At 72.1% G+C, this 22,900-nt stretch carries 23 protein-coding genes; 16 read left to right on the plus strand and 7 right to left on the minus strand.

Going from position 1 to position 22,900, the window contains the following annotated elements; all coding sequences use genetic code 11:
• Positions 1-113 precede the first annotated feature (113 nt).
• The 3 genes from ACWCO8_RS31565 to ACWCO8_RS31575 all read left to right on the plus strand — a co-directional run bounded on the left by ACWCO8_RS31565 (position 114) and on the right by ACWCO8_RS31575 (position 3,117).
• The gene (locus tag ACWCO8_RS31565; RefSeq protein ID WP_362003459.1) at positions 114-866 is read left to right on the plus strand and encodes a lysophospholipid acyltransferase family protein; all 753 of its coding nucleotides are present in this window, start codon (positions 114-116) and stop codon (positions 864-866) included.
• Positions 863-1,864: an NAD(P)H-dependent glycerol-3-phosphate dehydrogenase gene (locus ACWCO8_RS31570; RefSeq protein ID WP_451035113.1), complete on the plus strand. Its 1,002-nt coding sequence runs from the start codon at positions 863-865 to the stop codon at positions 1,862-1,864. The genes ACWCO8_RS31565 and ACWCO8_RS31570 overlap by 4 nt, the downstream gene beginning before the upstream one ends.
• 113 nt (positions 1,865-1,977) lie before the next feature.
• On the plus strand, positions 1,978-3,117 hold the full coding sequence (locus tag ACWCO8_RS31575; protein WP_451035114.1) for a D-alanine--D-alanine ligase family protein: 1,140 nt from the start codon (positions 1,978-1,980) through the stop codon (positions 3,115-3,117).
• Positions 3,118-3,142: 25 nt separating this feature from the next.
• Here the strand turns inward: ACWCO8_RS31575 and ACWCO8_RS31580 are convergent, their stop codons facing one another.
• Positions 3,143-3,652, minus strand: coding sequence for a DUF3515 domain-containing protein (locus tag ACWCO8_RS31580; protein WP_362003453.1), 510 nt, complete (start codon positions 3,650-3,652; stop codon positions 3,143-3,145).
• Positions 3,653-3,672: 20 nt separating this feature from the next.
• A complete protein-coding gene (locus tag ACWCO8_RS31585; protein WP_017947604.1) occupies positions 3,673-3,906 on the minus strand; it encodes an Lrp/AsnC family transcriptional regulator in 234 nt (77 codons plus the stop codon).
• A 185-nt stretch (positions 3,907-4,091) separates the two neighbouring features.
• On the opposite strand from ACWCO8_RS31585, the gene ACWCO8_RS31590 reads away from it, so the two are divergent.
• On the plus strand, positions 4,092-5,054 hold the full coding sequence (locus ACWCO8_RS31590; protein WP_362003451.1) for a thiamine-phosphate kinase: 963 nt from the start codon (positions 4,092-4,094) through the stop codon (positions 5,052-5,054).
• Complete coding sequence (thiD, locus tag ACWCO8_RS31595) at positions 5,051-5,842, plus strand: bifunctional hydroxymethylpyrimidine kinase/phosphomethylpyrimidine kinase (protein WP_451035115.1); 792 nt, start codon at positions 5,051-5,053, stop codon at positions 5,840-5,842. The genes ACWCO8_RS31590 and thiD overlap by 4 nt, the downstream gene beginning before the upstream one ends.
• A gap of 91 nt (positions 5,843-5,933) precedes the next feature.
• Here the strand turns inward: thiD and rpmB are convergent, their stop codons facing one another.
• Positions 5,934-6,119, minus strand: coding sequence for a 50S ribosomal protein L28 (gene rpmB / locus ACWCO8_RS31600; RefSeq protein WP_003957616.1), 186 nt, complete (start codon positions 6,117-6,119; stop codon positions 5,934-5,936).
• A 240-nt stretch (positions 6,120-6,359) separates the two neighbouring features.
• On the opposite strand from rpmB, the gene ACWCO8_RS31605 reads away from it, so the two are divergent.
• Positions 6,360-7,940 carry a DAK2 domain-containing protein gene (locus ACWCO8_RS31605; protein WP_451035116.1) on the plus strand — a complete coding sequence of 527 codons (1,581 nt, stop codon included), beginning with the start codon at positions 6,360-6,362 and terminating at the stop codon, positions 7,938-7,940.
• Positions 7,941-8,170: 230 nt separating this feature from the next.
• On the opposite strand, the gene ACWCO8_RS31610 is transcribed toward ACWCO8_RS31605, so the two are convergent.
• Together ACWCO8_RS31610 and ACWCO8_RS31615 are read right to left on the minus strand one after the other, a co-directional pair.
• Positions 8,171-11,047 (minus strand): tetratricopeptide repeat protein, encoded by a 2,877-nt coding sequence (locus ACWCO8_RS31610; RefSeq protein WP_451035117.1) that lies wholly within the window; start codon positions 11,045-11,047, stop codon positions 8,171-8,173.
• A complete protein-coding gene (locus tag ACWCO8_RS31615; protein ID WP_451035118.1) occupies positions 11,044-12,855 on the minus strand; it encodes an HSP90 family protein in 1,812 nt (603 codons plus the stop codon). Before ACWCO8_RS31615 ends, ACWCO8_RS31610 begins: the two co-directional genes overlap by 4 nt.
• A gap of 164 nt (positions 12,856-13,019) precedes the next feature.
• On the opposite strand from ACWCO8_RS31615, the gene recG reads away from it, so the two are divergent.
• The 8 genes from recG to mutM all read left to right on the plus strand — a co-directional run bounded on the left by recG (position 13,020) and on the right by mutM (position 20,475).
• Positions 13,020-15,239 carry an ATP-dependent DNA helicase RecG gene (gene recG, locus ACWCO8_RS31620; protein WP_451035119.1) on the plus strand — a complete coding sequence of 740 codons (2,220 nt, stop codon included), beginning with the start codon at positions 13,020-13,022 and terminating at the stop codon, positions 15,237-15,239.
• A 72-nt stretch (positions 15,240-15,311) separates the two neighbouring features.
• Positions 15,312-15,896 carry a 16S rRNA (guanine(966)-N(2))-methyltransferase RsmD gene (gene rsmD, locus ACWCO8_RS31625; protein WP_362003440.1) on the plus strand — a complete coding sequence of 195 codons (585 nt, stop codon included), beginning with the start codon at positions 15,312-15,314 and terminating at the stop codon, positions 15,894-15,896.
• A 26-nt stretch (positions 15,897-15,922) separates the two neighbouring features.
• Positions 15,923-16,414, plus strand: a complete 492-nt coding sequence (gene coaD, locus ACWCO8_RS31630) for a pantetheine-phosphate adenylyltransferase (protein WP_362004022.1) — start codon at positions 15,923-15,925, stop codon at positions 16,412-16,414.
• Between the two features lie 110 nt (positions 16,415-16,524).
• Positions 16,525-17,628 carry an ATP synthase F0 subunit B gene (locus tag ACWCO8_RS31635; RefSeq protein ID WP_451035120.1) on the plus strand — a complete coding sequence of 368 codons (1,104 nt, stop codon included), beginning with the start codon at positions 16,525-16,527 and terminating at the stop codon, positions 17,626-17,628.
• A gap of 160 nt (positions 17,629-17,788) precedes the next feature.
• Positions 17,789-18,427 (plus strand): YceD family protein, encoded by a 639-nt coding sequence (locus ACWCO8_RS31640; RefSeq protein WP_451035201.1) that lies wholly within the window; start codon positions 17,789-17,791, stop codon positions 18,425-18,427.
• Positions 18,428-18,429: 2 nt separating this feature from the next.
• Entirely contained in the window at positions 18,430-18,603 is a 174-nt protein-coding gene (gene rpmF, locus ACWCO8_RS31645) for a 50S ribosomal protein L32 (protein ID WP_015036448.1), read from the plus strand.
• A 19-nt stretch (positions 18,604-18,622) separates the two neighbouring features.
• On the plus strand, positions 18,623-19,492 hold the full coding sequence (rnc, locus tag ACWCO8_RS31650; RefSeq protein ID WP_362003434.1) for a ribonuclease III: 870 nt from the start codon (positions 18,623-18,625) through the stop codon (positions 19,490-19,492).
• 122 nt (positions 19,493-19,614) lie between these two features.
• Complete coding sequence (gene mutM / locus ACWCO8_RS31655; RefSeq protein WP_384512859.1) at positions 19,615-20,475, plus strand: bifunctional DNA-formamidopyrimidine glycosylase/DNA-(apurinic or apyrimidinic site) lyase; 861 nt, start codon at positions 19,615-19,617, stop codon at positions 20,473-20,475.
• Here the strand turns inward: mutM and ACWCO8_RS31660 are convergent.
• Positions 20,465-20,878, minus strand: a complete 414-nt coding sequence (locus ACWCO8_RS31660) for a winged helix-turn-helix transcriptional regulator (protein ID WP_451035121.1) — start codon at positions 20,876-20,878, stop codon at positions 20,465-20,467. The two genes, mutM and ACWCO8_RS31660, sit on opposite strands and share 11 nt — an antisense overlap.
• A gap of 91 nt (positions 20,879-20,969) precedes the next feature.
• Positions 20,970-21,827: a CAP domain-containing protein gene (locus tag ACWCO8_RS31665; protein ID WP_451035122.1), complete on the minus strand. Its 858-nt coding sequence runs from the start codon at positions 21,825-21,827 to the stop codon at positions 20,970-20,972.
• A gap of 168 nt (positions 21,828-21,995) precedes the next feature.
• Between ACWCO8_RS31665 and ACWCO8_RS31670 the strand changes: the two genes are divergently transcribed.
• Together ACWCO8_RS31670 and ACWCO8_RS31675 are read left to right on the plus strand one after the other, a co-directional pair.
• Positions 21,996-22,277, plus strand: a complete 282-nt coding sequence (locus ACWCO8_RS31670) for an acylphosphatase (RefSeq protein WP_362003426.1) — start codon at positions 21,996-21,998, stop codon at positions 22,275-22,277.
• Between the two features lie 393 nt (positions 22,278-22,670).
• On the plus strand, positions 22,671-22,886 hold the full coding sequence (locus tag ACWCO8_RS31675) for a hypothetical protein (protein WP_315893843.1): 216 nt from the start codon (positions 22,671-22,673) through the stop codon (positions 22,884-22,886).
• Positions 22,887-22,900: the final 14 nt, after the last annotated feature.

The following is a 22,900-nucleotide window of genomic DNA, read 5'->3' on the forward strand; positions in this document are numbered from 1 at the left end:
AGGCCCGGCGCCCGACGGCGCCGCCGGGCCGGGGCGTACCGTGTCCTCGACAGACCAGGAGCATGGGGCGACACTTGACCCCCTGCACGCCAGTCCCAGAGGAAGGTGCACGAGTGTCCCGCCGCAGAATCGGCTTCTGGTACCGCCTGGCGGCGGTCATCGCCAAACCCCCACTGGTGGTTCTGTTCAAGCGGGACTGGCGCGGAACGGAACACATTCCGGCCGACGGCGGATTCATCACCGCCGTCAATCACAACTCGTATCTGGACCCGCTGTCCTACGCGCATTACCAGTACAACACCGGACGCGTCCCGCGCTTTCTCGCCAAGGCCGGCCTCTTCAAGGGCTCGTTCGTCGGCACCATGCTCCGCGGCACCGGCCAGATCCCCGTCTACCGCGAGACGACCAACGCCCTGGACGCCTTCCGGGCCGCCGTCGAGGCCATCGAGCGCGGCGAGTGCGTCGCCTTCTACCCCGAGGGCACCCTCACCCGCGACCCCGACATGTGGCCCATGGCCGGCAAGACCGGCGCCGCCCGCGTCGCGCTGCTCACCAAGGCCCCGGTCATCCCGGTCGCCCAGTGGGGCGCCAACCTCGCGATGCCGCCGTACGCCAAGGAGAACAAGCTCAGCCTGTTCCCCCGCAAGACGCTGATCGTGCAGGCCGGTCCGCCCGTCGACCTCTCGCGCTTCCACGACCAGGAGCCCACGCCCGAGGTGCTGCGCGAGGCGACCGAGGTCATCATGGCCTCGATCACCGCGCTCCTGGAGGACGTCCGCGGCGAGAAGGCGCCGGCCGAGCCGTACGACCACCGCAAGGCCCGGCTGGAACAGCGGCGCAAGGCCGCCGGGGAGGGCAAGAAGTGACCAAGGCAGCCGTATTCGGAACCGGGTCCTGGGGCACGGCCTTCGGCATGGTGCTCGCCGACGCGGGCTGCGAGGTGACCCTCTGGGGCCGCCGCGCCAAGCTCGTCGAGGCGATCAACACCACCCGCACCAACCCGGACTACCTCCCGGGCGTCGAACTCCCCGCGAACGTACGGGCCACCACCGACCCCGCCGAGGCCGCCCACGACGCTGACTTCACCGTCCTCGTCGTACCCTCGCAGACGCTCCGCGCCAACCTCGCCGAGTGGGCCCCCAAACTGGCCCCCGACACCGTCCTCGTCTCCCTCATGAAGGGCGTCGAACTCGGCACCGCCGAGCGGATGAGTGAGGTCATCATCGAGGTCGCCGACGTGCCCGCCGAGCGGGTCGCCGTCCTGACCGGCCCCAACCTGGCCAAGGAGATCGCCGCCCGGCAGCCCGCGGGCGCCGTCGTCGCCTGCGCCGACGAATCGGTCGCCAAGCGGCTCCAGGCCGCCTGCATGACCCCGTACTTCCGCCCGTACACCAGCACCGACGTCGTCGGCTGCGAACTCGGCGGCGCGGTCAAGAACGTCATCGGGCTCGCCGTCGGCATCGCCAACGGCATGGGCCTCGGCGACAACTCCAAGGCCACGCTCATCACCCGTGGCCTCGCCGAGACCACCCGGCTCGGCCTCGCCATGGGCGCCGACCCGCTCACCTTCTCCGGCCTCGCCGGCCTCGGCGACCTGGTCGCCACCTGTTCCTCGCCGCTCTCCCGGAACAACACCTTCGGGACCAACCTGGGCCGGGGCATGACCCTGGAGGAGACCATCGCGGCGACCAAGCAGACCGCCGAGGGCGTCAAGTCCTGCGAGTCCGTGCTCGATCTGGCCCGCCGCCACGGCGTCGACATGCCGATCACCGAGACGGTCGTCTCGATCGTCCACGAGGGCAAGCCGCCGATCGTCGCGCTCAAGGAACTGATGTCGCGCAGCGCCAAGGCCGAGCGCCGCTAGGGCCTGTCCCGGGCCTGTCCGTAGGACCCACCGCCGCGCGCACTACGCCGGACGCGCGCGCGGCGGCCGGGGCTCTTAAGCGGATCGAACACGCAAGGTACGCTCAACGCGTTATGAGCGAGAACACCCAGAGCCCCCGCAAGCCGCGCGTGGCCGTCGTCTTCGGCGGACGCAGCTCCGAGCACGCCATCTCCGTCGTCACGGCCGGCGCCGTCCTGCGCGCCATCGACCGGACCAAGTACGAGGTGCTGCCCATCGGCATCACCACGGACGGGCGCTGGGCGCTGACCGCCGACGCCCCGGAGCGGATGGCGATCGCCGACCGCGCGCTGCCGAACGTCTCCGACCTCGCCGAGTCCGAGCAGGGCGGCGTCGTCCTCTCCGTGGACCCGGCCAACCGCGAGGTCGTGTACGCCGAGCCCGGCTCCGTGCCCAAGGCGCTGGGCGAGGTCGACGTCGTCTTCCCGATGCTGCACGGCCCGTACGGCGAGGACGGCACCCTCCAGGGCCTCCTGGAGCTCTCCGGCGTCCCCTACGTCGGCGCGGGCGTGCTCGCCTCCGCCGTCGGCCAGGACAAGGAGTACATGAAGCGGGTGTTCACCTCCTTCGGGCTGCCCGTCGGCCCGTACGAGGTCATCCGGCCGCGCGAGTGGGAGCAGAACCCCGCGGCCGCCCGCAAGAAGATCGTCGAGTTCGCCGCAGAACACGGCTGGCCGCTCTTCGTGAAGCCGGCCCGCGGTGGCTCCTCCATGGGCATCACCAAGGTCGACGACCTCTCGGGCCTGGACGAGGCCATGGAGGAGGCCCGCCGCCACGACCCCAAGATCCTGGTGGAGTCGCTGCTGCGCGGCCGCGAGATCGAGTGCGGTGTCCTGGAGTTCGAGGACGGCCCGCGCGCCAGCGTGCCGGCGGAGATCCCGCCCGTCACCGACCACGACTTCTACGACTTCGAGGCCAAGTACATCGACTCGGCCTCCGGGATCGTCCCCGCGCCGATCGGCGACGAGGCCACCGCCGAGATCCAGCGCCTCGCGGTCGCCGCGTACGAGGCCGTCTCCTGCGAGGGCCTGGTCCGCGCGGACTTCTTCCTCACCGAGGAGGGCGAGTTCGTGATCAACGAGATCAACACGATGCCGGGCTTCACCCCGATCTCGATGTACCCGCGGATGTGGCAGGAGAGCGGCGTCAGCTACCCCGAGCTGGTCGACCGGCTGATCCAGGCCGCGCTGACCCGCTCCACGGGCCTGCGCTAGGGCCTCGGAAGGCCCGAGACACCCCCTAGAGGCCTTCGGCCCCGCACTGGGGTTCCAGGGCGCACGGAACGGTCTTCTCGACGGGGGCGGCGAGATCCAGGAGCGGAGCGGCGTCATGCTCGTACCGCTCGTCGAGCGTCACCTCGATGTACGTCTCCCGGTACACCGAGGTGAAGCGGGGCCCGCCGCCCTCCGTCCGTTCCAGCATCCAGCGCACGTCGCCCACGGCGAGCCCCTGTGACTGGGGATCGCTCATCTTTTCGGGCCGGGGGACTCCGCAGCGCAGTACGATCGCCCCATCACCCCACCCGGCGGTCAGCTCGGAGTCCGGTTCCGGATCGCTCCGATCCAGCCCCGCCACGGTGTCGGGAAGCTCCTTCGCCAGTGCCTGGCAGAGGGCGGCTTCCCCGGCCGGCGGGCTGGGAACCGGGACCGAGGCCTCGGCGTCCGTGGAGGAACAGCCCGCGGCGGTCAGCAGCACCAGGAGGGAAGCGGCCGCGACGGGCAGGCCGAAAGGCCGGGGATATGACGTCACCGGCCAAGGGTAGACGGGGGCTACAGATGCACGACCGGGCAGGTGAGGGTGCGCGTGATGCCGTCCACTTGCTGGACCTTGGCGACCACCATGCGACCCAGTTCGTCGACCGTGTCGGCTTGGGCGCGGACGATGACGTCGTAGGGACCCGTGACGTCTTCCGCCTGGATGACTCCCGGAATCTTGGAGATGGTGTCGGCGACGGTCGACGCCTTGCCCACCTCGGTCTGGATGAGGATGTACGCCTGTACCACGGAACCTCCAGGGCGGCCACGAGGATCTTGTGGGAGAAAGAGACGCCACGGTACCGCGTCGCCGCGGGTGGCGGGGAGACCTGCGCGTCCCGAGGCGCCCGCAAGGTGGCGCGGGCACGACAGCAGTTGACGTTCCAGACGGTTCCTCATCGACGGTACCGCACGACAACACGAGGTGAGACGCGGTGAAGGGCACAGTAGGAGAGCTTGGGGAGTTCGGGCTCATCAGGGAGCTCACCTCCCGGCTCACCTCCACCCCGGCGGTACGGATCGGGCCCGGCGACGACGCCGCGGTCGTCTCCGCGCCGGACCGGCGGGTGGTGGCCAGTACGGACATCCTCCTCGAAGGGCGTCACTTCCGCCGCGACTGGTCGACGGCCTACGACGTCGGCCGCAAGGCCGCCGCGCAGAACCTCGCCGACATCGCCGCCATGGGCGCCGTCCCCACCGCGCTCCTCCTCGGCCTGGTCGTCCCGGCCGAACTCCCGGTCACCTGGCCCGTCGAGCTCATGGACGGACTGCGGGACGAGTGCCAGGTCGCGGGCGCGGCCGTGGTCGGCGGCGACGTCGTGCGCGGCGACACCATCACCGTCTCCATCACGGCCCTCGGGGACCTGCGCAACCACGACCCGGTGACCCGGGGCGGCGCGCAGCCCGGCGACGTCGTCGCGTACACGGGCTGGCTCGGCTGGTCCGCCGCCGGCTACGCGGTGCTCTCGCGCGGCTTCCGTTCGCCGCGCGCCTTCGTGGAGGCGCACCGTCGGCCCGAGCCGCCGTACCACGCGGGCCCCGCGGCCGCCGGGCTCGGCGCCACCGCCATGTGCGACGTGAGCGACGGGCTCATCGCCGACCTCGGGCACATCGCGGAGGCCAGCAAGGTCCGGATCGACCTGCGCTCGGGGCTCATCGACATCCCGACCCAGATGAACGACATCGGCCAGGCGGTCGGCGTGGACCCGCTGCAGTGGGTGCTCACCGGGGGAGAGGACCACGCCATCGTCGCCACCTTCCCGCCGGACGTGAAGCTCCCGGCCCGCTGGAAGGTCATCGGCGAGGTCCTCAACCCGTCCGCGCTGCCGCAGGTGACCGTGGACGGGGCGCCCTGGCACACCAAGGGCGGCTGGGACCACTTCGGGGGCCACGAGTGAGCCGGCCGCCGCTGGTCCTGACCGTCGCCGGATCCGACTCCGGCGGCGGCGCGGGCATCCAGGCCGACCTGAAGACGATGCTCGCCCTCGGCGTCCACGGCATGAGCGTGATCACCGCCGTCACCGCGCAGAATTCGCTGGGGGTGCGCGGCGCCTGGGAACTGCCCGAGGAGGCGGTACGCGCCCAGTACCGCGCGGTCGTCGACGACATCGGTGTCCAGGCCGTGAAGACCGGCATGCTGGCGTCGGCAGCGCTGGTGGAGACGGTGGCGGAGCTGCTGGCGGGTACGGACGCGCCCGTCGTCGTGGACCCGGTCGGGGTCTCCAAGCACGGCGACCCGCTCCTCGCGGCCTCGGCGCTGGATTCCGTACGGACGAAGCTGCTGCCGGTCGCCACGGTGGCCACGCCCAACCTGGACGAGGTGGCGCAGCTCACGGGCGTACGGGTCGGCTCGGAGGCGGATCTGCGCGAGGCGGCGGCGGCGATCCTGTCGTACGGGCCGCGCTGGGCGCTCATCAAGGGTGGGCACCTGGAGGGCGAGGCGGTGGATCTGCTCACCGACGGCACCGAGGAGGTCTGGCTGCGCGCGCCGCGCCACGACAACCGGCACACGCATGGCACGGGCTGCACGCTGGCCTCTGCGGTGGCCTCGGGCCTGGCGAAGGGGCTGTCCGTGCCGGAGGCGGTGCGGCAGGCGAAGGAGTACGTGACCGGGGCGATCGCGGCCGGGTTCGCGCTCGGCGCGGGGATCGGCCCGGTGGACCACGCCTGGCAGTTCCGGGGCTAGTTGTTTCCGGGCACGGCGAAGGGCCGGTTCACCGAGGTGAACCGGCCCTTCAAGGCAACCGCAGGGGCTGCGCTACGACGAAACGTCGGCGTTAGCGCGAGACCTTGCCGGCCTTGATGCACGAGGTGCAGACGTTGAGCCGCTTCGGCGTCCGACCGACCACGGCACGCACACGCTGGATGTTCGGGTTCCAGCGACGAGACGTACGGCGGTGCGAGTGCGAAATGTTGTTGCCGAAGCCCGGCCCCTTGCCGCAGACGTCGCAGTTGGCAGCCACGGGTCACTCCAAAGACTTCAGATTTACAGTGAAATCCGGCGCACCGGAATCAGAGTTCTGAAGTGGCTTGCCGGGGGAATGGCCCGACTCTCGCCGGGCAACCGAAGCAGCATACAACGGCTGCTCCCGTAGAACGAAACTACCACGATCGCCCCGGCCCCCGCCCCGGTCCCAGGTCACGACCGGGTCTACCCTGCGGTGAGCCCACCGCAGACGCCCGCCTAGCAGGAGGACCACCCGTTGCCCCGAGCCCCGCAGACCCTCGACGCCGCAGCGGTCCGAACCTGGTGCGCACGGGCGCTGGAGGCGCTCGGCCGGGAGCGGGAGGAGATCGACGCGATCAACGTCTATCCGATCGCCGACGGGGACACCGGAACCAACCTCTACCTGACGGTCGAGTCCGCCGCCCAGGCCGTCGAGGCGGTCTTCGCCGCGGACGACCCCGACGCGGTGGACGCCGTGCGCGCCATGGCCCACGGGGCCCTGCTCGGGGCCAGGGGCAACTCCGGGACCATCCTCTCGCAGCTGCTGCGCGGCATGGCGTCGGTGCTCGCCGACGGCCGTGACGGGGATCACCTCGCCCGCTCGTTCGCTGCGGCGGCCCACGCGGCCCGCGACGCGGTGGCACACCCGGTCGAAGGAACGATCCTGAGCGTCGCGACGGCGGCGGCCGGCGCCTGCGAGGACGGCGGCAGCCTGGTGACGGTGGCCAGGGGGGCGTACGAGGGGGCCAGGACGGCCCTGGAGGCGACCCCCGGGCAACTGGCCGTCCTGGAGCGCGCCGGGGTCGTGGACGCGGGCGGACGGGGTCTGGTGGCGGTCCTCGGGGCGCTGGTGGAGGCCGTGTCGGGCGAGGCGCAGGTGCGGCCGTCGGTGGTTTCCGTACCGGTGCGCTCCACGGACGACTGCGTTCCGGAGGACGGCCCGTCCTTCGAGGTGATCTACCTCCTGGAGGCGCAGGACGCGGCGGTCGAGCGGCTGCGGGCCCGCCTCGACGCCCTCGGCGACTCCCTGGTCGTCGTCGGCGGCGACGGGCTGTGGAACGTGCACGTCCACGTCGACGACGCGGGTGCGGCGGTCGAGGCGGGCGTGGAGGCGGGTCGCCCGCACCGGATCCGGATCACGCACTTCGGGGGCGCGCCGGAGGTACGGGAGCGGTTGCAGCGGGCGGTCGTGGCGGTCGTACCGGGGGAGGGGCTCGCGGGCCTCTGCGCGGAGGCGGGCGCGACGACCGTGCTCGCCAGGCCGGGGGAGCCGCCGGCCAGCGGGGAGCTCGTCGACGCGATCCGGCGGGCGCACGCGTGCGAGGTCGTGCTGCTGCCCAACGACACCGACCTGCGGCACACGGCGGGCGCGGCGGCCGAGCAGGCCCGCGCGGAGGGCGTCCGGGTCGCCATCATCCCGACCCGGGCGGCGGTCCAGGGCATCGCGGCGCTCGCGGTCCACGAACCGGACCGGCGCTTCGACGAGGACGTGGTGGCGATGACGGCGGCGGCGGGCGCGACCCGGTACGCCGAACTCGCCGTCGCCGAGCACCAGTCCTTCACGTCGGCCGGCGTCTGCCAGGCCGGGGACATCCTCGGCCTGATCGAGGGCGACGTCGCGGTCATCGGCCAGGACCCGACGACGACGGCCCGCACGGTCCTGGACCGGATGCTCTCGGCGGGCGGCGAACTGGTCACCCTGATCGTCGCGGACGACACCCCCGCGTCCCTGTCGACCACCCTGGAACGCCACGTCCGCGAGACCTACCTGGCGGTCGACACAACGACGTACCACGCGGGCCGAGGCGCCCCGATGCTCCTGATCGGCGTGGAGTAGCCCTCCGGGGCCCCTCGCTCGCGGACAGGCGCTCCGCAGGGCGGTGCCCACCCCCCGCTTGTGGGCAGGCGTTCCGCACGGCGGAACGGGTGGGCACAAGCGGGGACCGGTGCCTTGGCGGTGTTCTTGTGCCCGAGGGGCCGCTCGGGGGCGGAGCCCCCGGTCTCGTCAGAGTTTCGGGAAGGGGCGGGGTGGGGGAGTTCCCGCCGCCCCGGCCACCGACCCACCCGTCACGAACCCACCCGCTCCAGCACCGCCTCCGCCTCCGCCCGCCGCTCAGCCGCGGCCTCCCCCTCCACCGCCGCGCCGTACTCCGCCAGCACCCCACGCGCCAACGCGGCCGCCGCCGCCCCGTCCTCCAGCCGGACATGCAGCCACGCCGCCAGCAGCTCCGCCGCCGTCCGGCGGTCGCGGAACTCCGGGCCGGCCGAGCCGAACTCCGCCGCCGCCCGCGTCGCGTACGACAGCGCGACCGCCAAGGCGTCGGCGTCCACGTCACCGTCCCCCAGCAGCTCCGCCGCCTGGACGTACGTGTCCCCGCGCGCCACCACGTCGGCGCCGCACGCCTCCGCCGCCTCGTCCATGAGGGCCCGCCCGCCACCGGCGGCGCCGGCGATCCAGGCCCGGACCCGCAGGGTCCTGACGTACGCGGAGGCGTCGCCGAGCTCGCGCCACAGCTCGCCCGCCCGCTCGTACGCCGCCGCGGCCTCCGGTCGCAGCTCCGCCTGGAGCAGGGCCTGCCCGGCCAGGTTCGCGAGCATCGCGTGGTCCCGCTGCTCCGGCCACTCCTTCGCGAGCTCCGCCGCCCGCAGCCACTGCTCGGCGGCGGACCGGGGCTCGTTCAGCGCCGCGAGGCACTCGCCGAGCCACCACAGCGTCTGGACGACCATGCCGTCGCCGTGCTCGTCCACGGAGAGATCGGGGAGTACGGACTCCAGGATCGCCGCGGCCTCCTCGACCCGGGACTCCCGCAGCAGCCAACCGCCCAGCTGGTGCCGGGCGTACGCGCCGATGCCCCGGCTCTCACCCGCCTCGTCGGCCCAGTGGGCGGCCTCCAGGGCATGGGCGGCGGCCTCGCCGAACCGGTCCGCCGCGCCGAGGACTTCGGCGAGCTGGAGCCGGAGACGGCTCTGCCCGGCGGCCCCGGCGTGCTCCACGCCGTGGTCGAGGGCGGCCCGGGCCGCGCGCTCGGCGGTCTCCAGGTCACCGGTGTGCAGGGCGACCCGGGAGAGCCGGGCCTCGGGCTCGACGGCGTACCAGGGCAGCCCGGCCCGGTGGTACAGCTCGGCGGCGTACGCGTACTGGCGCGCCGCCCCCTCGGCGTCCCCCGCGTGCGCGGCCAGGTCACCCCGTACGGACTCGGCCTCCGCGGCCCGGTCCGCGACCAGCGGATCCCCGACGTGCTCGGCGGCGAACGCGACCAGCACGTCGAGCGCTTCAGCGAGCGCGTCGACGGCGGATGCGCCCGCGGGCTCTTCGCGGGGCGCGGCCTCCTCCTCGCCCTCCGCATGCAGCCGCAGCAGACCCACCCGTACCCGCGACAGCAGCGCCCCCGCCACCTGGCGGGGTGTCGCCGCGCCCTCCGCGTGGAGGGCTTGGATCCGGCCGACCGCGGTCTCCGCCGCCGTCCATCCCTCCGGGAGGCGGTCGTCCAGGGCCAGGGCGAACGCGGCTCTGGCGCGGGCAGCCTGGGCCTCGCCGGGGTCGCCGGCCGTCTCGTAGCCGTCGGCCGCGCGGAGGAAGAGGCGGACCGACTCCGCGGGGCCCTGCTCCATGGCGATGGCGCGGTGGTCGTCCAGTTCGGCGCGGCCCAGCGCGTCCAGTTCGAGGTCCGCGGCGGCGACCGCGGTGGCCACCGCCTCCCACGCCGCGCGCGACGCCGGGTTCCGTCCCGCCGAAAGACGTCGGGCCTCCGCGAGCAGGTCGCGTGGTTCCACCGAAACAGCCACCGAAACAGCCGCCGGAACGGCCACCGGTACCGCCACCGGGCCCACCGCCCGTACCCCCAGCGGCAGCCGGTCCAGGAGCGGCGCCGCGTCCATCCGGGCCCGCGCCCGCTCGCTCACCCGCGCCGTGCCGTTGCGCTCGTCGAAGCGCCGCGCGATCGCCAGCGCCTCCACGCGCGCGTGGGCGCCTAGTTCGGCGGCCGTCCACGACCCGCCCTCGGCCCGCGCGGGACCCGGCACCGACTGGCCCCCGAGGCCCCGCGCGACGAGGCGGTCCATGAGCAGCGCCGTCACGGACAGGAAGCACAGCAGGCTGTCCGGATCGCCGCCGTCGGTGAGGTACGCCGGCCGCTCGGCGAGGATCTCCAGGCCCCGCGCCTCGTTGCCGGTCAGCGCGCAGAACTCGATGTGGTCCGCCGCCGCACCGCGCATGCTCTCCAGCGGCCGCACCAGGCGGTAGCCGCGCAGGTGGTTCACCCGGGCCTCGTCGGGCCGGCCGAGCCGTACCAGCGGCAGCAGCGAGGAGGCGAGGACCGCGTGCGGCTCGTGCGCGCAGACGTGCTCGCCCGACAGCACCGGCTCCCAGGTCCGCAGCGCCCGCTCGTCGTCGCCGCGCTCGGCCGACCACCCGCCCTGCCCGTGCAGCTCGCACGCGTGGCAGTCGGCCATCCGGTCCCGGTCCGCCGCCAGCCACGCCGCGTACGCCCGGTCCGCCCGCTCCACGTCGCCGATGTGCCGCGCCACCCGGAACTCTCCCTGCCGCACGGCCCGTTCGGAGTGGCCCGCGAGCCGGTAGCGGTGCTCCATCTCGCCGAGCCACTTCTCGATCGACGCCAGCGGGATGTGCGGCTGGTCGAGCATGCCGCTGGAGACCCACTTGAAGACCCAGTGCAGGGTGTGCGTCTCGTACGCGTCGAAGTCCCCGGGGTTCTCGTCCCACATCCGCAGCAGCCGCGAGAAGGGCACGAACATCTTCGCCTTCTCGGAGCTGTAGTTGTACGCCTGGAGCTGGTGCCCGAGCGCCTCGATGACGGCCAGCGGCTCGCCGAGCTGCTCGGCCTCCACGAGGAGCCGCTCGGCGCGCGCGTTGCGCGCCGGGCCCTCCGGCTGCCGTGCGTTCTCCCGCAGGGCCTCGCGCAGGGCCTCGAAGGTCAGGGTCATGCGTCGTTCTCCCCGTGGTGGGTGGCCCAGGCGAGCAGCCCCGCGAAGGCCCGGTTGAGCAGCGCCGAGTCGGCCGGTCGCAGCGGCCGCTGCGCCATCAGGAGCGCCTGCCCGTAGAGCGCCTCGACGGCCGTCCCCGCCAGCTCTTGGTCGTCGAGCGCGCCGATGCGGCGGATCGTCGGGTTCAGGTGGTTGAGGACGAGCCGGGCCCTCGGCGCGCTGCCGCGCAGCGAGCCGAGGATCCCGGCCCACAGGTCGTCCGCCCGTTCCTCGGCCTCCGCGCGGGCCTGTTCGTGCCGGGCCGCCCGGTCGTCCAGGTGCAGCGCGGGCACGGTCAGCGGGTGGAAGGAGCGCAGCGACACGTCGCAGCCCAGGGGGTCGAGCGTGGCGCGGGCCACCGACAGGAACGCCGAGAGGGCCAGCTCCTGCTCCGGGTCGACGGAGTCGAGATGCGCGGTGACGGTGTCGGCGTCCAACTCGGCGACGGCGGTGCCGGGACGGACCTCCGGGAGGCGCTCCACCAGCTCCGTGTCGTACGTGTAGCCGCCGTTGACCACGCCGATGCCCTGCGCGGTCGCGATCGCGGCGACCTGCCGGTACTCCTCGACGGTACGGGTGTAGTGCACGACCGGGTGACGGCGGGCGAACTCCTCCAGCGAGAGCCGGCCGTCCGTCGTCTCGAACGGCAGCCACGGCAGCATCGTCCGCAGCATCTCGGCGTCGTGCCGGGCCAGCGACTTCACCCCGAGGTGGTGCACGGCCAGGAACTCCTCCAGGCGCTCGGGGGCGCCCGCGGCGAGCCCGCCGAGCCACTCCCGTACGGCCGCGCCCAGCGCGTCCCGTACGCCGGCCAGCGTCTCGTCCTCGTACAGCGACTCGCGCGAGGCCGTCGGCCGCAGGCTGTCCGTGTCGAGCACGCAGCGCACGAAGAACGCCCAGTCGGGCAGCAGCCCGTCGGCCCGCTCCGTGAGCAGCATGCCCTTCAGGTGCACCCGGTGCCCGGCGCGCTGGGCCGGGCTGACGGCCGACGGCAGCACGTACGCCACGCCCCGGATGCCGGCCAGCGGCAGGTCGAGGTCGATCGAGTCGAGCGGGGTGAAGCCGAACGTTTCCTGGCAGTGGCCCGCCAGCGCGACCCGCCGCGCGGCCGGGCTCGGGTACGCCCGGTCCCAGGGCGCCGGAAGGTCGGTGACGGGCTTGTCCCCGACCCGTACTTCGTACGGGAGGAGGGAGCCGTACACCCGGGCGAGGGCGAGCACCCGCTCCTCGGTCAGCCACTCCCCGGAACCGGGGCGCGCGGTGAGGTGCACGGTGGTGCCCGGCTCGGTCCGCGCGCTCTCCGGGAGCGTGCGGACCGTATACGAACCGTCGTCGCGGGCCGTCCATTCGACCGGCGGCTCGGCGGGGTTCCGGGCGCTGCGGCTGACCACTCGGATCTCGGCGGCGACGACGAAGCAGGCGAGCAGGCCGATGCCGAACTGGCCGAGGAACTCCGCCCGTGCGCTCGCGATGCCCGCCGCGTCGGCCCGCTTCGAACTGCGGCCGATCGTGGCCAGCAGGCTGTGCACGTCCCGCTCGGTCAGACCGATGCCGCTGTCCTCGACCCGCAGTCCGGCGCCGTCCGCGTACAACCGGACCTGGGCCGGGGCGTCCGGCTGCTCGGCGCGGCGCGCGGTGATCGCGTCCACGGCGTTCTGCAGCAGTTCGCGCAGATAGACCTTCGGGCTCGAATAGAGGTGGTGGGAGAGGAGATCCACGAGTCCGCGCAGATCGACCTGGAAGGTGTGCGGTGTCTGATCAGCAGTCATCGTCGCTGCGCCGGTGGGGGGACGAGCGACGGCGCGGGTCGGGCGATCCCGGCGGGCGGTGATCGCGGAGCGGGGAGGGTGCGCGTCATCCTAGGGGCCACGACGCCGACGTGACCAGGAGATTTCCACAGCCTGCGCGACGGGTGTCAGTCCGGTGGTGTGCAATGGAACGCGTGCCAGTGCTCGACGAACCCCTGAAGAACCTGCTCGGCGCCGCCACCGCGAAGGTGATGGCCGAGCACCTCGACCTGCGGACGGTCGGGGACCTCCTGCACCACTACCCCCGGCGGTACGCCGAGCGCGGCGAGCTCACCGCCCTCGCCGACCTGCCGCTGGACGAGCACGTCACGGTGGTCGCGCAGGTGGCCGACGCCCGCGTGCTGACGTTCAACAAGGGCGGCCGCGGCAAGGGCCAGCGCCTGGAGGTCACGATCACCGACGGCAGCGGCCGGATGCAGCTCGTCTTCTTCGGCCGGGCCGTCCACTTCCACCAGAAGGAGCTGCTGCCGGGCCGGCGCGGGATGTTCGCCGGCAAGGTCGGGGTCTTCAACCGCAAGCTCCAGCTCACCCACCCCGAGTACAAACTCCTGGACGCCGAGAGCAGCGACGAGACGGTCAGGGCGTTCGCGGGCGAACTGCTGCCGATCTACCCCGCCTGCAAGCAGCTGGAGTCCTGGACCATCGAGCAGTCCGTCTCCATCGCCCTGGACTCCCTGGCCGCCACCGGCTGGGCCGGGCTCGCCGATCCGCTGCCGCCCGCGCTGCGCGAGGGCCGCGGCCTCGCCGAACTGCCCGAGGCGCTCCAGAAGGTCCACCGGCCGCGCACCAAGGCCGACATCGAGGACGCCCGGCAGCGGCTCAAGTGGGACGAGGCCTTCGTCCTCCAGGTCGCCCTCGCCCGCCGCCGGTACGCCGACACCCAACTGCCCGCCGTCGCCCGCAGGCCCACCCCCGGCGGGCTCCTCGACGCCTTCGACGCCAAGCTGCCCTTCACCCTCACCGACGGCCAGAAGAAGGTCTCCAAGGAGATCTTCGACGACCTCGCCACCGAGCACCCCATGCACCGCCTCCTCCAGGGCGAGGTCGGCAGCGGCAAGACGATGGTGGCCCTGCGGGCCATGCTCGCCGTCGTGGACGCCGGGGGACAGGCCGCGATGCTCGCCCCGACCGAGGTCCTCGCCCAGCAGCACCACCGCTCGGTGACCGAGATGATGGGCGAGCTCGCCGAGGGAGGGATGCTCGGCGGCGCCGACCACGCCACCAAGGTCGTGCTGCTCACCGGCTCCATGGGCACGGCGGCGCGCCGGCAGGCCCTGCTCGACCTGGTCACCGGCGAGGCCGGGATCGTCATCGGCACGCACGCGCTGATCGAGGACAAGGTGCAGTTCCACGACCTAGGCCTGGTTGTCGTCGACGAGCAGCACCGCTTCGGCGTGGAGCAGCGCGACGCCCTCCGGAGCAAGGGCAAGCAGCCGCCCCACCTGCTGGTCATGACCGCCACGCCGATCCCGCGCACGGTCGCCATGACCGTCTTCGGCGACCTGGAGACCTCCGTCCTGGACCAGCTCCCCGCCGGGCGCTCCCCGATCGCCAGCCATGTCGTCCCCGCCGCCGACAAGCCGCACTTCCTCACGCGCGCGTGGGAACGCGTGCGCGAGGAGGTGGAGAACGGCCACCAGGCGTACGTCGTCTGCCCGCGCATCGGCGACGACGAGGACGAGAAGAAGAAGCAGAAGCAGAAGGCGTCCCCCGAGGACGAGGCCGAGAAGCGGCCGCCGCTCGCCGTCCTGGAGATCGCCGAGAAGCTCCGCACGGGCCCCCTCACCGGACTTCGCGTCGAGGTCCTGCACGGCCGGATGCACCCGGACGACAAGGACGACGTGATGCGCCGCTTCGCCGCCGGCGAGGTCGACGTCCTGGTCGCCACCACCGTCATCGAGGTCGGCGTCAACGTCCCCAACGCCACGGCCATGGTGATCATGGACGCCGACCGTTTCGGCGTCTCCCAGCTCCACCAGCTCCGCGGCCGCGTCGGCCGAGGCTCCGCCCCCGGCCTCTGCCTCCTCGTCAGCGAGATGCCCGAGGCCAGCCCCGCGCGCCAGCGCCTGAACGCCGTCGCCTCCACCCTCGACGGCTTCGAACTCTCCCGGATCGACCTCGAACAGCGCCGCGAGGGCGACGTCCTCGGCCAGGCCCAGTCCGGCGTCCGCTCCTCGCTGCGGATGCTCACCGTCATCGACGACGAGGAGGTCATCGCCGCCGCCCGCGAGGAGGCCACCGTCGTCGTCCTCGCCGACCCCGACCTCTCCGACCACCCCGAGCTGCGCACCGCGCTCGACGCCCTCCTGGACAAGGAACGGGAGGAGTTCCTGGAGAAGGGGTGACCTCACCCCGCGCCGACCGGCCATATCGTGGAGGCACAGACCCGAGAACCGCAGAAGGAACAGGGACCTCCCATGACCCGCGTGATCGCCGGCACCGCCGGCGGACGCCGACTGGCCGTGCCGCCCGGCAACGGCACCCGTCCGACCTCCGACCGGGCGCGCGAGGGCCTCTTCTCCACCTGGGAGGCGCTCCTCGGCACCCTCGCCGGTGCCCGCGTCGCCGACCTGTACGCGGGCTCGGGAGCCGTCGGCCTGGAGGCCCTCTCCCGGGGCGCCGCCCACGCCCTGCTCGTCGAGGCCGACCAGCGCGCCGCGAGGACGGTACGGGAGAACATCCGCGCCCTCGCCCTGCCCGGCGCCGAACTGCGCACCGGCAAGGCCGAGCAGATCGTGACGGGACCGGCCCCCGCGGAGCCGTACGACCTCCTCTTCCTCGACCCTCCCTACGCCGTCTCGGACGACGATCTTCGGGAGATCCTCCTCACACTCCGCTCCGGGGGCTGGATCGCGGACGACGCCGTCGTCACCGTGGAGCGCAGCACTCGAGGCGGGGAATTCGGCTGGCCCGAAGGTTTCGAACCCCTGCGGTCCCGTCGCTACGGCGAGGGAACGTTTTGGTACGGTCGCGCCGCCTCTACGTGCGAAGACGCACGATGACCGGACCGGAGAGCGAGGGACCCAAGTTGCGCCGCGCCGTCTGTCCGGGGTCATTCGACCCCATCACCAACGGACATCTCGACATCATCGCCCGCGCCTCCAAGCTGTACGACGTCGTACATGTCGCGGTGATGATCAACCAGTCCAAGCAGGGACTGTTCACGGTCGATGAGCGGATCGAGCTGATCCGCGAGGTCACCGCCGACTTCGGAAACGTGGAGGTCGAGTCCTTCCACGGCCTCCTGGTCGACTTCTGCAAGCAGCGCGACATCCCCGCGATCGTCAAGGGCCTGCGCGCGGTCAGCGACTTCGACTACGAGCTGCAGATGGCGCAGATGAACAACGGCCTCTCGGGTGTCGAGACCCTGTTCGTCCCCACCAACCCCACCTACAGCTTCCTGTCGTCCTCCCTGGTCAAGGAGGTCGCGGCCTGGGGCGGCGACGTCTCCCACCTGGTCCCGTCGGCCGTTCTCGGCCGGCTCACCCAGCGGCTGGCCGAGCGGCGCGCGCAGCAGTGACCCCGAGCGACCGTCGCTGACGGTCCGTCACCTTGTGTCGGGCGGGGGACGACTGCCCTTACAGTCGTCCCGTCCGTCTCCATCCAGCTGTAGAGAGTGGCGAGCACCCGGTGGACGTGCAGAAGAAGCTCGACGAGATCGTTTCGACGATCACCAACGCCCGCTCCATGCCCATGTCGGCGTCCTGCGTGGTCAACCGCGCCGAGCTGCTCGACCTGCTCGAAGAGGTACGGGAGGCCCTGCCGGGCTCCCTGGCCCAGGCGCAGGAGCTGATCGGCGGTCGCGAGCAGATGGTCGAGCAGGCACGGCAGGAGGCCGAGCGGATCATCACCGCCGCCCACGCCGAGCGCGGCTCGCTGATCTCCGACACCCAGGTCGCCCGCCAGTCCCAGGACGAGGCGGACCGGATCCTCTCCGAGGCCCGCCGGGAGGCCGAGGAGATCCGCGCCGAGGCGGACGACTACGTCGACTCCAAGCTCGCCAACTTCGAGGTCGTCCTCAACAAGACCATCGGCTCCGTCGACCGGGGGCGCGAGAAGCTCCTCGGCCGCGGACCGGGCCTGGACGAGAACGGCTACGCCGAAGAGGACGCCCCCGAGTACAGCGCCGACCCGCAGACCCTGATCCGCCGGGCCGACGACTACGTCGACGCCAAGCTCGGCGCCTTCGAGGCCGTCCTCTCCAAGACCCTGGAGGCCGTCGGCCGCGGCCGGCAGAAGCTGCACGGGCGGATCGCCACGGACGACCTCGGCGCGCACATGGCCGCCCAGGACGCGGCGGGCGGCTCCGTGCACACCAGCGACGCGGACTACCTGGCCGGACTCGCGGAGCTCGCCGACCCGGCGCCGGTGCAGCAGCCCGTCCACCAGCAGACCCCGCAGATCCCGGCCCAGCAGCCGGACCCCTATGCGTACCAGCAGCAGGCGCAGCACCAGGACCCGTACGCGTATCAGCAGCAGCCGGACCCCTACTCCGTTGCAGGCACCGGCTCCACCGGAGCGGCATACGCCGCGCCCTCCTATGGGCAGCAGGTCCAGCACCAGGACCCGTACGCGTACCAGCAGCAGTACGCGTACGACCAGCAGCAGCAGCCGCAGCACCAGCAGCACCAGCCGCAGGCCGCCGCGCTCGACGAGACCAGCTTCTTCGACACGAGCATGATTGACCTGGAGCAGCTGCGGCAGTACGAGCAGGGCCACGGCCAGGGCCACTGAGCGAGCGGGCCGAACGGGCCGATGGGCCCGGATTGGGCCCTGAGCGAAGCGTCCAGTATCCTGGCTCTTCGGTCGCGCGTATGCCCGCGATCCCTGCTGCCCGCTTCGTCTCTCGATTCGAACACGGCAGCCCCCTCACGAACCGAAAGCAGGAAGAACCCTGAGCACGCGCCTTGACCACCGCAACCCCCTCGTGTTCGACACACACGAGCTGGGGCGGCGTCCTGGTGCCCTTCAGCGGATCTCCCGCTCGGTCGAGGCCCCCACGAACCTCGGTGTCGAAGGGGTCGTCGGTGTGCCGGAAGGCGCGCCGGTGGAAATCGATCTCCGTCTTGAGTCGGTCATGGAAGGGGTGCTTGTCACAGGCACCGCCCGTGCATCGGCCGAGGGGGAGTGCGTAAGGTGTCTGGAGCCCGTCGAGCTCGATCTCGACGTGGACTTCCAGGAGATGTTCTCGTACCCCGACTCCGACGACCGGGGCCGCTCGAAGGCGGTCGCGGACGACGAAGCCGAGGACGACGAGGACATGATCCCCCTCGAGGACGGCATGTTCGACCTCGAACCCCTGCTGCGTGATGCGGTGGTGCTCGCACTGCCGATGCAGCCGGTGTGCCGGGAGGACTGCGCGGGTCTGTGTTCCGAATGCGGAACCAACCTGAACGAGAACCCGGACCACCACCACGATGCCGTCGACATGCGTTGGGCGGCATTGCAAGGACTCGCCGGTTCGCTGGGAACCGATGAGAAGGACAACATGAGCGGCGCCGAAGCTGGCGTCGACGAGAAGCAGGAGAAGTAGCCGTGGCTGTTCCGAAGCGGAAGATGTCGCGCAGCAACACGCGCCACCGCCGGTCGCAGTGGAAGGCTGCGGTCCCCACCCTGGTTTCGTGTGAGCGTTGCCAGGAGCCGAAGCTGCAGCACATCGCGTGCCCGAGCTGCGGCACCTACAACAAGCGCCAGGTCCTCTCGGTCTGAGTGGCTGGTGAGAGGCGCGATGTCTGAGTCCATCAAGACGGACAATGCCTCGTCCCACACGCTTCTGGAAGGGCGGCTCGGGTATCAGCTCGAGTCCGCCCTTCTGGTGCGTGCACTGACGCACCGCTCGTACGCGTACGAGAACGGCGGCCTGCCCACCAACGAGCGTCTGGAGTTCCTCGGGGACTCCGTGCTCGGCCTGGTGGTCACGGACACGCTGTACCGCACCCACCCCGACCTGCCCGAAGGCCAGCTGGCCAAGCTGCGGGCCGCGGTGGTCAACTCGCGTGCGCTGGCGGAGGTCGGTCGCGGCCTCGAACTCGGCTCCTTCATCCGGCTCGGCCGGGGCGAAGAGGGCACGGGCGGCCGGGACAAGGCTTCCATCCTCGCCGACACCCTTGAAGCGGTGATCGGCGCGGTCTATCTCGACCAGGGCCTCACGGCGGCCTCGGAGCTGGTGCACCGGCTCTTCGACCCGCTGATCGAGAAGTCCTCGAACCTCGGTGCCGGACTGGACTGGAAGACCAGTCTCCAGGAGCTCACCGCGGCCGAGGGACTGGGTGTACCGGAGTACCTCGTCACGGAGACGGGTCCGGACCACGAGAAGACCTTCACTGCTGCCGCCCGCGTCGGTGGTGTCTCGTACGGCACCGGCACCGGCCGCAGCAAGAAGGAAGCGGAGCAGCAGGCGGCGGAGTCCGCCTGGCGCGCGATTCGCGCGGCGGCGGACGAGCGTGCGGAGGCGGCGAAGGCCGCGGCCGAGGCCGGCGACGTGGGTGGGACCGGTACGACCGGTGACACCGACGAGACCGGTGACGCTGTTCCGGCGGCCGGCGAGCAGCCGGAGACCGGCGGGGTGCCGACGCCCGCCGACGAGGCTTCCGCCTGACCCTTCGTCTTCACGACGCCCCGGGCCGGGACCCCAAGCGGGTCCCGGCCCGGGGCGCTTTCGTGTCGGTGCCCGGCGGTAGGCTTCGGGCATCGTTCCCGTACCCCTTGCAGAGGAGTCCCGTGCCCGAGTTGCCCGAGGTCGAGGTCGTACGGCGCGGTCTTGAGCGCTGGGTCGGCGGGCGGACCGTGGGCGAGGTCGAGGTCCTGCACCCGAGGGCCGTGCGCAGGCACCCGGCCGGCGGCGCGGACTTCGCGGCCCGCCTCAAGGGCCACCGCTTCGGGACCGCGCGGCGCCGCGGCAAGTACCTCTGGATCCCGCTGGCCGACTCCGACGCCTCCGTCCTCGGCCACCTCGGCATGAGCGGGCAGCTGCTCGTCCAGCCCGAGGACGCCCCGGACGAGAAGCATCTGCGCATCCGGGTCCGGTTCCAGGACGGGCTCGGCACCGAGCTGCGCTTCGTCGACCAGCGCACCTTCGGCGGGCTCTCGCTCCACGAGAACACCCCCGACGGACTGCCCGACGTCATCGCGCACATCGCCCGCGACCCGCTGGACCCGGAGTTCGACGACGCCGCCTTCCAGACCGCGTTGCGCCTGCGCCGTACGACGATCAAGCGGGCGCTGCTCGACCAGACCCTGATCAGCGGGGTCGGCAACATCTACGCGGACGAGGCGCTCTGGCGCGCCAAGCTGCACTACGAACGCCCGACCGCCGCGCTCACCCGCCCCCGCTCGGCCGAGCTGCTCCAGCATGTACGGGACGTCATGAACGCGGCCCTCGCCGCCGGCGGGACCAGCTTCGACAGCCTGTATGTGAACGTGAACGGCGAGTCGGGCTACTTCGACCGCTCGCTCGACGCCTACGGGCGCGAGGACGAGCCGTGCCGGCGCTGCGGGACCCCGATGCGGCGACGGCCCTGGATGAACCGGTCGAGCTACTTCTGCCCGCGCTGCCAGCGCCCGCCCCGCGCTACGGCGTAGCTGCCTCGCGGGCGGTCTCCTTGGCCGCGTCGTACCGCTCGCGCGCCGACAGGACCTGTGGCATCCGGCCCTCGACCAGCTCGATGAGGCCGACCAGGCGCTCCGCGACCTCGCGGCCCAGCGGCGTGAGCGTGTAGTCCACCCGGGGCGGGTTCGTCGGCTGCGCCTCGCGGTGCACGAGCCCGTCGCGCTCCAGGGCGTGCAGCGTCTGCGACAGCATCTTCTCGCTGACGCCGTCGACCCGGCGCCGCAGCTCGTTGAAGCGGAGCGTCCCCTCGTGGAGCGCGCCGAGGGTGAGGCTGCCCCACCGCCCGGTCACGTGCTCCAGCGTGACCCGCGACTGACAGGCGCGGGCGAACACGTCGAAGGCCAGGTCGTCGAAGGCGAGGGCGTCGTCACTCATGGCTTCACGGTACTCCGGCACCGTACTTCCGCACAGCGCTCACCAGGAGTTAGTGCTTCAGGGGGTCAGGGTCAGGGTCAGGGTCAGGGCCTCAGAGGCCGAAGTCCTGCGTCCACCACGGGCCGCCGTCGGCGAAGTGCACGCCGACGCCGAGCGTCGTGTAGTCGCAGTTCAGGATGTTCGCGCGGTGGCCGTCGCTGTTCATCCAGGACTCCATCACGGCAGCCGCGTCCGCCTGGCCGCGGGCGATGTTCTCGCCGCCCATGCCGGTGACGCCCGCCTGGCGGGCCCGCTCCCACGGGGTGTCGCCGTCCGGGTCCGTGTGGTCGAAGAAGCCGCGCGCGGCCATGTCGGCGCTGAAGTCGCCGGCCAGCTTCGCGAGCGCCGCGTCCGAGCGCACCGCGCTGCAGCCGACCTTGGCCCGCTCCTCGTTGACCAGCCGGACGACCTCCGCCTCGGCGGCCGCGGCGCGGCTCTGGGTCGGGGCGGCGGGCTTCGCGGGCGCCTCGGTGCGGGGCGCGGGCTTCGCCGTCGTCGGGGCCGGCTTCGGCTTCGCCGTCTTCGACGGCGTGACGGCGGGCTTCGAAGGCTTCGGCTTCGGGGCGGCGGTCGTCTTCGACGGCGTCGGCGTCGGCTTCGGCTTGGGCTTCTGCGACGGCGTGGCGGAGGGAGACGTACTGCTCGGGGCCGCCGGCTTCTTGTACGCGGAGGCGGACGCGGACGTCGGGTTCGTCGGCGTCGCGGACGAACCGCCCTGCGTCGTCAGCTCCGGGGCCTGCCGGGAGTGGGTCTGCTGCTCCGTTCCCGAGCCCGCGCTGCCCACGGTGAGCACATCACCGCCGGGGATCAGGCCCGCGGCGACGAGCCCCGCGCCGACGGCGACCGCGGCGGAGGCACCGAGCAGTCCGGTGCGCAAAGGCGCGCCGCGCCTCCTGCGATGGCGTCCCATCCCTCTGCCTCCCTGACGTTCTACGGTGCTGTCTTTGCTGATCTTTGCTTCTGCGGGGTTGTCGAATGCGACGCGCCCGAACGGGTGAGCCGCATTCCGTCGGGACTGTACGCCATGACACGAGGGGGTGGTGTGCTCCCTGAGTAATTGGGCCGTTAGCGTTCATCCATGAACGAAGACGTACGGCTGACCGCCTGGGTGCGCGGCCGAGTACAGGGAGTGGGCTTCCGTTGGTTCACCAGGGCAAACGCACTGGAGATCGGCGGCCTGGTCGGCTTCGCCCTCAACCTCGACGACGGCCGGGTGCAGGTCGTGGCCGAGGGGCCGAGTGAGAATTGCCACCGTCTGCTCGACTGGCTGCGCTCCGCCGACACTCCCGGGCGGGTGGACGGAGTCACCGAGATATGGGGCACCCCGCGCGGCGGCTACGACAGCTTCGCGATCCGCTGACGACCCCTCGATCCGGCTCCGTCCGATGGCCTGCGCGGTCCTCGGGCGGACGTTCGGCGAAGGGGTGCCGAAGGGGAAATGACCTGCTGGTTGCCGAGAAGGGCTTGCGGTGGGCTTCCGTGCGCGGAAGGATGATCGCGACGCCCCTGAGGCACCGAGTTGCGAGGCGCCGCCGCCTGTAGTGCGGCCGCGGACCCCCCGGTCGCCCCTTGATACAGGGCGTGATCGTGTTGACCGTCAAACTTTTTGGTGAGACTCTGGAAGCCCCGCGCACCTTAGCTGTTTGGCAGTAAAAACCGGCACGACATGAAGCACTGCCGAGCACCGCGGGTGCGAAATCCCTCACGACCCACACCGCTTCGGTCGGTCACTCATTGTGGAGGACCATCCATCATGGCAAAGGCGCTTCTCGGTTACGTCGGCGGCTCCGACCCGCGACTCCTCGCCGAGATGCGACGGCTTCAGCAGCGCGTCCAGGACCTCGAGTCCGAGCTGGTACGGATTCAGTCCGAGAACGACGCGCTCAACGCTGCCGCCGCACATCATGGCGAGTCGCTGCTCGACAGCATCGAACTCGACGTTCCCAAGGCGGAGCCTGCGCTCACCTGACGGTCGGCACCATC

This window comes from Streptomyces sp. NPDC001927, assembly GCF_053594455.1.

Excerpts from the sequence above, each read along its gene's own strand:
- ACWCO8_RS31575 (WP_451035114.1), top strand. The coding sequence starts at position 1,978 with ATGAGCGAGAACACCCAGAGCCCCCGCAAGCCGCGCGTGGCCGTCGTC.
- rsmD (WP_362003440.1), top strand. The coding sequence starts at position 15,312 with ATGACCCGCGTGATCGCCGGCACCGCCGGCGGACGCCGACTGGCCGTG.
- ACWCO8_RS31665 (WP_451035122.1), bottom strand. The coding sequence starts at position 21,827 with ATGGGACGCCATCGCAGGAGGCGCGGCGCGCCTTTGCGCACCGGACTG.
- rnc (WP_362003434.1), top strand. The coding sequence starts at position 18,623 with ATGTCTGAGTCCATCAAGACGGACAATGCCTCGTCCCACACGCTTCTG.
- ACWCO8_RS31660 (WP_451035121.1), bottom strand. The coding sequence starts at position 20,878 with ATGAGTGACGACGCCCTCGCCTTCGACGACCTGGCCTTCGACGTGTTC.
- ACWCO8_RS31670 (WP_362003426.1), top strand. The coding sequence starts at position 21,996 with ATGAACGAAGACGTACGGCTGACCGCCTGGGTGCGCGGCCGAGTACAG.
- ACWCO8_RS31615 (WP_451035118.1), bottom strand. The coding sequence starts at position 12,855 with ATGACTGCTGATCAGACACCGCACACCTTCCAGGTCGATCTGCGCGGA.
- ACWCO8_RS31675 (WP_315893843.1), top strand. The coding sequence starts at position 22,671 with ATGGCAAAGGCGCTTCTCGGTTACGTCGGCGGCTCCGACCCGCGACTC.
- recG (WP_451035119.1), top strand. The coding sequence starts at position 13,020 with ATGGAACGCGTGCCAGTGCTCGACGAACCCCTGAAGAACCTGCTCGGC.
- ACWCO8_RS31610 (WP_451035117.1), bottom strand. The coding sequence starts at position 11,047 with ATGACCCTGACCTTCGAGGCCCTGCGCGAGGCCCTGCGGGAGAACGCA.